Source organism: Streptomyces sp., assembly GCF_035563135.1.
Lineage (GTDB): Bacteria > Actinomycetota > Actinomycetes > Streptomycetales > Streptomycetaceae > Streptomyces.
Map to the genome: position 1 here is coordinate 1 of NZ_DATMVN010000511.1, position 7,427 is coordinate 7,427.

Annotated in this window: 7 protein-coding genes and 2 pseudogenes; 5 read left to right on the top strand and 4 right to left on the bottom strand. The window is 70.4% G+C overall.

The genetic code is table 11. The annotated features are described in order from the left end of the window. From VN520_RS22585 to VN520_RS22595, 3 genes and pseudogenes are all read left to right on the top strand, one after another. Positions 1-310: pseudogene (locus VN520_RS22585) on the top strand (ABC transporter ATP-binding protein); the annotation flags it as partial. Continuing rightward, positions 307-1,551 (top strand): multiple monosaccharide ABC transporter permease, encoded by a 1,245-nt coding sequence (gene mmsB / locus VN520_RS22590; RefSeq protein ID WP_325748759.1) that lies wholly within the window; start codon positions 307-309, stop codon positions 1,549-1,551. The pseudogene VN520_RS22585 and the gene mmsB, both read left to right, overlap by 4 nt. Before the next feature lie 29 nt (positions 1,552-1,580). Beyond that, positions 1,581-2,747 (top strand): aldose epimerase family protein, encoded by a 1,167-nt coding sequence (locus tag VN520_RS22595; protein WP_325748760.1) that lies wholly within the window; start codon positions 1,581-1,583, stop codon positions 2,745-2,747. A gap of 60 nt (positions 2,748-2,807) precedes the next feature. On the opposite strand, the gene VN520_RS22600 is transcribed toward VN520_RS22595, so the two are convergent. Together VN520_RS22600 and VN520_RS22605 are read right to left on the bottom strand one after the other, a co-directional pair. Next, on the bottom strand, positions 2,808-4,328 hold the full coding sequence (locus VN520_RS22600) for an alpha-N-arabinofuranosidase (RefSeq protein WP_325748761.1): 1,521 nt from the start codon (positions 4,326-4,328) through the stop codon (positions 2,808-2,810). A 181-nt stretch (positions 4,329-4,509) separates the two neighbouring features. Further along, positions 4,510-4,938 carry an organic hydroperoxide resistance protein gene (locus VN520_RS22605; RefSeq protein ID WP_325748762.1) on the bottom strand — a complete coding sequence of 143 codons (429 nt, stop codon included), beginning with the start codon at positions 4,936-4,938 and terminating at the stop codon, positions 4,510-4,512. A gap of 125 nt (positions 4,939-5,063) precedes the next feature. Between VN520_RS22605 and VN520_RS22610 the strand changes: the two genes are divergently transcribed. Continuing rightward, positions 5,064-5,534, top strand: a complete 471-nt coding sequence (locus VN520_RS22610) for an MSMEG_6728 family protein (RefSeq protein WP_325748763.1) — start codon at positions 5,064-5,066, stop codon at positions 5,532-5,534. Positions 5,535-5,584: 50 nt separating this feature from the next. Here VN520_RS22610 and VN520_RS22615 read toward each other — a convergent pair whose 3' ends face one another. Further along, positions 5,585-6,604, bottom strand: a complete 1,020-nt coding sequence (locus tag VN520_RS22615; RefSeq protein ID WP_325748764.1) for an NADP-dependent oxidoreductase — start codon at positions 6,602-6,604, stop codon at positions 5,585-5,587. 113 nt (positions 6,605-6,717) lie between these two features. Between VN520_RS22615 and VN520_RS22620 the strand changes: the two genes are divergently transcribed. Beyond that, the gene (locus tag VN520_RS22620) at positions 6,718-7,167 is read left to right on the top strand and encodes a MarR family winged helix-turn-helix transcriptional regulator (RefSeq protein WP_325748765.1); all 450 of its coding nucleotides are present in this window, start codon (positions 6,718-6,720) and stop codon (positions 7,165-7,167) included. Positions 7,168-7,174: 7 nt separating this feature from the next. Here VN520_RS22620 and VN520_RS22625 read toward each other — a convergent pair. After that, a pseudogene (locus tag VN520_RS22625) lies at positions 7,175-7,427 on the bottom strand (hypothetical protein); the annotation flags it as partial.

Here is a 7,427-nt window from a genome sequence, read left to right on the forward strand (position 1 = left end):
CGGCGGCAACCAGCAGAAGGTCGTCCTCAGCAAGTGGATCTTCGCGGGTCCCGAGGTGCTGATCCTGGACGAGCCCACGCGCGGCATCGACGTGGGCGCCAAGTACGAGATCTACACGGTCATCGACCAGCTGGCCGCCCAGGGCAAGGCGGTCGTCTTCATTTCCTCCGAACTGCCGGAGCTGCTCGGCATGTGCGACCGCATCTACACGATGGCCGCGGGACGGCTGACGGGTGAGTTCTCGCGGGCCGAGGCCTCGCAGGAAGCACTGATGCGTCAGATGACGAAGGACAAAGAGGTAACCCCATGAGCACGGACGTGACCGCCCCGACCCCGGCCCCCGCGCCGCCCGGCAAGAGCGGACCGGCCTCCGGCGACAGCCTGCTGCAGCTGATGCTCGGCGGCATGCGCCGCAACATGCGCCAGTACGGCATGCTGATGGCCCTGGGCCTGATCGTGGTGCTGTTCGCGGTGTGGTCGGACGGCGACCTGCTGCTGCCGCGCAACGTCTCCAACCTGGTGCTGCAGAACAGCTACATCCTGATCCTCGCGATCGGCATGATGCTCGTCATCATCGCGGGCCACATCGACCTCTCGGTCGGCTCACTGACCGCGTTCATCGGCGCGATGGCCGCCGTGCTGATGGTCGAGCACAGTCTCCCCTGGCCGCTCGCGGTGGTGCTGTGCCTGGCCATCGGCGCCGTGGCGGGCGCGATGCAGGGCTTCTTCATCGCCTATCTCGGCATACCGTCGTTCATCGTGACCCTCGCGGGCATGCTGCTCTTCCGCGGTCTGACGGAGATCTTCCTGAAGGGCCAGACCCTGGGCCCCTTCCCGAAGGACCTGCAGAAAATCGCCAACGGCTTCCTGCCCGAGGTCGGCCCCGACACGAACTACCACAACCTCACCCTGCTGCTGGGCTTCGCACTGATCGCCTTCGTGGTGCTCCAGGAGGTCCGGGACCGCAAGCGGCAGCAGGAGTTCGCCCTGGACGTGCCGCCGGCCAAACTGTTCGTGCTGAAGCTGGTCGCTCTGGTCTCGGCCGTCCTCGTCGTCACCCTGCTGCTCGCCAGCTACAAGGGCGCCCCCGTCGTGCTGCTCATCCTCGGTGTGCTGGTCGTCGGATTCGGCTACGTGATGCGCAACGCGATCATCGGCCGCCACATCTACGCCATCGGCGGCAACCTGCCCGCGGCCAAGCTGTCGGGTGTGAAGGACAAGAAGGTCACCTTCCTGGTCTTCCTGAACATGGGCATGCTCGCGGCCCTCGCGGGCCTGGTCTTCGCCGCCCGCTTCAACGCGGCCTCCCCCAAGGCGGGCCTCAACTTCGAACTGGAGGCCATCGCCGCCTCGTTCATCGGCGGCGCGTCGATGAGCGGCGGCGTCGGCACGGTCCTCGGCGCGATCATCGGCGGTCTGGTCCTGGGCGTGCTGAACAACGGTATGAACCTCGTCGGGATCGGCACCGACTACCAGCAGGTCATCAAGGGACTCGTCCTGCTGGCCGCGGTCGGCTTCGACGTCTGGAACAAGCGCAAGGTCGGTTCGTAACACCCCCTTCTGACGACAGGAGTTGTTTCATGACCTTCATGACCGGAACCAGCAGACGCACCGTCCTGGCGGCCACGGCCGCCGCCGGGATGGCCGTGGCGGCGGGCGCCCCGGCCGCACATGCCGCGGCCACCGGGCGCACCCCGTCCAAGGAGCTCTTCGGCACGCTCGCCGACGGGACGGAGGTGCACCGCTGGACCCTCGCCAACGGCGGGACCCGGCTGAAGGTCCTCTCCTGGGGCGGTGTCGTCCAGTCCCTGGAGACCCCCGACCGCAGGGGCCGGACGGCGAACATCTCGCTCGGCTTCGGCGGCCTGCCGGACTACGTGGCGAAGTCCCCGTACTTCGGCGGGCTGATCGGCCGGTACGGCAACCGCATCGCCGAGGGGCGCTTCACCCTCGACGGTGCCACGTACCACCTGCCCGTCAACGACGGCCCGAACAGCCTGCACGGCGGTGACCAGGGCTTCGACAAGCGGGTCTGGGACGTCGAGCCGTTCACCTCACGCGGCGGCGTCGGGCTGGTCCTGACCCGGACCAGCCCGGACGGCGAGGCCGGCTACCCGGGCGCGCTCGCCGTCCGTGTCGTCTACACCCTCACCTCCCGGGGCGAGTGGCGCATCGACTACACGGCGACCACGGACCGTGCCACCGTCCTCAACCTCACCAGCCACACCTATTTCAACCTGGCGGGCGAGGGCAGCGGCAGCGTCGACGGACATCTGCTGGAGCTGGCGGCCGCCCGCTACACACCGGTCGGCCCGACGCTCATCCCGACGGGCGAGCTCGCCCCGGTGGCGCGTACGCCGTTCGACTTCCGGCGTTCCCGGGCCATCGGGGAGGCCGTCCGCACCCCGCACGAGCAGATCGGGTACGGGCAGGGGATCGACCACAACTACGTGCTGGACAAGGGGGTCACGGCCCGCCCCGGGTACGCGCTGACCGTGACGGACCCCGGCTCCGGCCGGGTGATGAAGATGTACACCACGGAGCCCGGCATGCAGGTCTACACGGGGAACTTCCTCGACGGCACGCTGACCGGCACCTCGGGGCGGGTCTACCGCCAGGGGGACGCGTTCTGCCTGGAGTCCCAGCACTTCCCGGACTCCCCCAACCAGCCGTCGTTCCCCTCGACGGTGCTGCGGCCGGGCGAGACCTTCCGCTCGACGACGGTGCACGCCTTCTCGGCACGCTGAATCCTTCCCGCCCGGCCGGACGGCGCCCTCCCCCTGACCGGGGCAGGGCGCCGTCCGTCGTCAGCGGACCAGCCGGATCATGTTCCAGGACAGCGGTTCCAGGGCCGCCTTCAGTGTGCCGCCGGCCAGTTCGGTGCCCTCGGCGGCGTGCGGGAGCACCCGCTCCGGTTCGGCGAGGGTGTTGCGGGCCTCCGGGTCGGCGTCCGCGAGGACCTGGTGCTCGGCGACCCTGGTCAGGTCCAGCCCCGCCAGGGCCACTTCGAGCGGCAGCACGGCGTCCTGGCTGCGGTTGACGGCGAAGACCGTGACGGCGCCCGTCTCCGGGTCCCGTACGGCGGTGGCGTGCAGCAGGTCCGCCTCGCCGTGCTTGGCCGTCACGTAGGCGGGCGAGTCCACCCGTACGTCCAGGACCTGGCCCCGCCCGTACCGGGCGGCCTGGGCGAAGGGGAAGAAGGTGGTCTGCCGCCAGGCCGGCCCGCCGGGCTCGGTCATGATCGGCGCGATCACGTTGACCAGCTGGGCGAGGCAGGCGACGGTGACCCGGTCCGCGTGGCGCAGCAGCGCGATGAGCAGGCTGCCGAAGACGACGGCGTCGGTGACGCTGTAGTTGTCCTCCAGCAGCCTCGGGGCCTCGGGCCAGTCGAGGGGGTTCTCCTGCGTCTCCTGCTGGAAGCGCGCCTGGTACCAGACGTTCCACTCGTCGAAGGAGAGGTTGATCTTCTTCGTGGACTTCAGGCGCGCCCCCACGTGGTCGCAGGTCGCGACGACGCTCTCGATGAAGGACTCCATGTCCACGGCCGAGGCGAGGAAGGAGCCGCGGTCCCCGTCGGTCTCCTCGTAGTAGGCGTGCAGCGAGATGTAGTCGACGAGGTCGTAGGTCTCGGCGAGGACCGTCGCCTCCCAGGCGGCGAAGGTCGGCATGGCGCGGCTGGAGGACCCGCAGGCGACGAGCTGGACGGAGGGGTCGATCTGCCGCATCGCGCGCGCCGTCTCGGCCGCGAGCCGCCCGTACTCCTCGGCGGTCTTGTGGCCGGTCTGCCACGGGCCGTCCATCTCGTTGCCCAGGCACCACAGCGTGATCCCGAAGGGGTCCTTGTCGCCGTGGGCGGCGCGGCGGTCGGAGAGTTCGGTGCCGGACGGGTGGTTGGCGTACTCCTGGAGCCGGATGGCCTCCTGGACGCCCCGGGTGCCGAGGTTGACCGCGAGCATCGGCTCGGCCTGCGGGCCGATCTTCCTGAGGAAACCGATGTACTCGGAGAGACCGAAACGATTCGTCTCGGTGGAGCGCCAGGCGAGGTCGAGACGGCGGGGGCGCTCGTCGGCGGGCCCGACGCTGTCCTCCCAGCGGTAGCCGGAGACGAAGTTGCCACCGGGGTAGCGGATGGCGGTGACACCGAGTTCACGGACGAGATCCAGGACGTCGGTGCGCAGTCCGGCCTCGTCCGCCGAGGGGTGGCCGGGCTCGAATATGCCGTCGTAGACGCAGCGGCCGAGGTGCTCGACGAAGGAACCGAAGAGCCGGGGGTCGACGTCGCCGACGGTGAAGGCCGGGTCGAGGGTGAAGCGCGCGGTGCGGGTCATGGCTTCCTTACTCGTTCGATATTTCGAATGCTGCTCGTAACCTCGAACGGGACCGTAGGGTTCAACCTCCGCGGCCGTCAATGCCCCTGCGCGCTTTTACGGTCACAGCCGTCCGCACACGCCGGAGGGCCGCATCCCTGCGACGGGATGCGGCCCTCGGACGTACGCGGTCAGGGCGCGGTCAGGCGACCGACAGCTCGACCTTGATGTTGCCCCGGGTGGCGTTCGAGTACGGGCACACCTGGTGCGCCTTCTCGATGAGCGCCTGGGCGGTGGCCGTGTCGACGTTCGGGATGGAGGCGCTGATCGCGACCTCCAGGCCGAAGCCGCCCGCCTCGGTCTTGCCGATGGAGACCGAGGCGGTCACCGTCGAACCGGAGATGTCGGCCTTCTCCTGACGGGCGACCACGCCGAGCGCGCCCTGGAAGCACGCGCTGTAGCCGGCCGCGAAGAGCTGCTCGGGGTTGGTCCCCGCGCCGCTGCCGCCCATCTCCTTCGGCGGGTTGACGACGACGTCGAGCTTGCCGTCGTCGGTGGAGACACGGCCGTCACGGCCGTTCTCGGCGGTGGCGACGGCGGTGTAGGCCACGTCGATGTTCTGGATGCTCATACGGGTACTCCTCCTGCTGGTGCGCCGCGACTCGCGCCCGTGATCGCGACGGCCTGAACGGAGCCTAGCGGGTGACGCCGCGTGAGCGGGACCGCAGCCGGGCGCACAGGGGATAGACATGGACCATGCAGACATTCCTGCCGTACGCCGATTTCCGCCGGAGCGCCCTCGTGCTGGACCAGCGGAGGCTGGGCAAGCAGCGGGTCGAGGCGATCCAGGTCCTGCGCGGACTCACCGTCCCCGGCTACGGCTGGCGCCACCACCCCGCGGTCCGCATGTGGACCGGCTACGAGGAGGCACTCGTGCGCTACGGCCTGGACATGTGCGCCGCGTGGACCGCCGAGGGGCGGGCGGACACGTGTGCGGCGACCCTGCGCAAGGACCTCACCGCGTCGCTCCGGCGCACGGCCGTCCGGACGGACGCGGAACTCGCGGCGGCGGGCGAACTGCCCCCGTGGCTGGGTGACGAGGCCTTCCACGAGAGCCACCGCTCCGCGCTCGTGCGCAAGGACCCGGCGTACTACCGCCCCCTGTTCCCGGACGTGCCGCCCGATCTGCCGTACGTGTGGCCCGCCTCGGACCGCGGAGGGCGGTGAGGGGCGGCCGCACGGACGGCTCGAACGGGCGGCGTGAGGGCACGGGCCGCTCAGGCGTCCAGCGAGACGACCATCTTGCCGGTGTTCTCGCCCCGCAGCAGGCCGACGAAGGCGTCGTAGCCGTGCTCGATGCCCTTGACCTCGGTCTCGCGGTACTTGAGCTCACCGGAGGCGAGCCAGCCGGCCACGTCCTGGACGAACTGCGGCTGGAGCGCGGCGTGGTCGCCGACCAGGATGCCCTGGAGGCGGAGCCGTTTGCCGATCACGAGCGCGAGGTTGCGCGGGGCCGGGGTGGGCTCCGTCGCGTTGTACTGGGAGATCATTCCGCAGATCGTGGCGCGGCCGTGGAGGTTGAACGAGGAGATCGCGGCCTCCAGGTGCTCACCGCCGACGTTGTCGAAGTAGACGTCGATGCCGTCCGGGGCGGCCTCCCGGAGCTGGTCCCTGACGGGGCCGTTCTTGTAGTTGAAGGCCGCGTCGAAGCCGTACTCCTCGACGAGGAGCGCGACCTTCTCGTCGGAGCCGGCCGAGCCGATGACGCGGGAGGCCCCCTTGATCTTCGCCATCTGGCCGACCTGGCTGCCGACCGCCCCGGCCGCGCCGGAGACGAAGACGGCGTCGCCCTCCTTGAAGGAGGCGACCTCGAAGAGGCCGGCGTAGGCCGTGAGACCGGGCATGCCGAGCACGCCGAGGTAGGCGGAGAGCGGGGCGATCGAGCCGTCGACCTTGACCGCGTGCTTGGCGGGGACATCGGCGTACTCGCGCCAGCCGAGGCCGTGCAGGACGTGGTCGCCGACGGCGAAGCCCTCGGCGTTCGACGCGATGACCTCGCCGACCGCGCCGCCGTCCATGGGGTGGTCGAGCTTGAAGGGCGGGGTGTACGACTTCACGTCGTTCATCCGGCCGCGCATGTAGGGGTCGACCGAGAAGTGGAGGTTGCGGACGAGGACGCGGCCCTCACCGGGGGCGGTCACCGGCGCCTCGCGCAGCGCGAAATCCGATGCCTCGGGCCAGCCGTGCGGCCGGGCGACGAGGTGCCATTCACGGCTGGACGTGGGGAGTGCGGACATGGGCTCGGGGTCTCCTCGATGTCGTACGGGGGAAGCCGGAAAAGCTTCAGTGCATGAAACAACCATGCGACCAGATATTTCACCTTGTCAAGTAATTCGGTACTCTGGGCGTCATGGCCACCCAGTCGCACGCGGATCCGCTCACCCTCGACGTCATCCAGCTCATCGGCGGAGTCGTGGCGCGCTACCACGAGGAGTACGACCGGGCCGCCGCCGCACACGCGCTGACCGGTGCGCAGGCACGGGTGCTCGGGCTGCTCTCGCTGGAGCCGATGCCCATGCGCAAGGTTGCCCGGAAACTGAAGTGCGAACCGTCCAACATCACCGGCATAGTCGACCGGCTGGAGCTCCGGGGCCTGGTGGAGCGCCGCCCCGACCCGGCCGACCGGAGGGTCAAGCTCGCCGCCCCGACCGAGGAGGGCATCCGTACGGCCCGGCAGCTGCGGGACGCGCTGGACTTCGCCCGGGAGCCGCTGGCCGAGCTGTCGGAGGCGGAGCGGACCGTGCTGCGCGACCTGCTGCGCCGGATGCTCGGCGAGGACGAGGTCCGGCGGACCGCCTAGGCGGTCACTAGCAGAACCATTCCCACCAGCCGCAGGTCTCGGAGGGCGACGGGGCAGGGGTGGGCGTGGGGTCGTCGGTGGGTTCCGGCGTGGTCGGCGCCACGGTCGGCTCTCCGGACTCCGAGGGCTCCGCCGGCACCCCGGTCCCGTCCTCGCCGACGGGCGGCGCGGAGGAGGACGGCACGGCCTCGGCGGGGGCGGAGGCGGACGGGGGCACCTCGGGCGCCGTGGTGCGGGCGGGGCCGGCCGTGGCCGTCGCG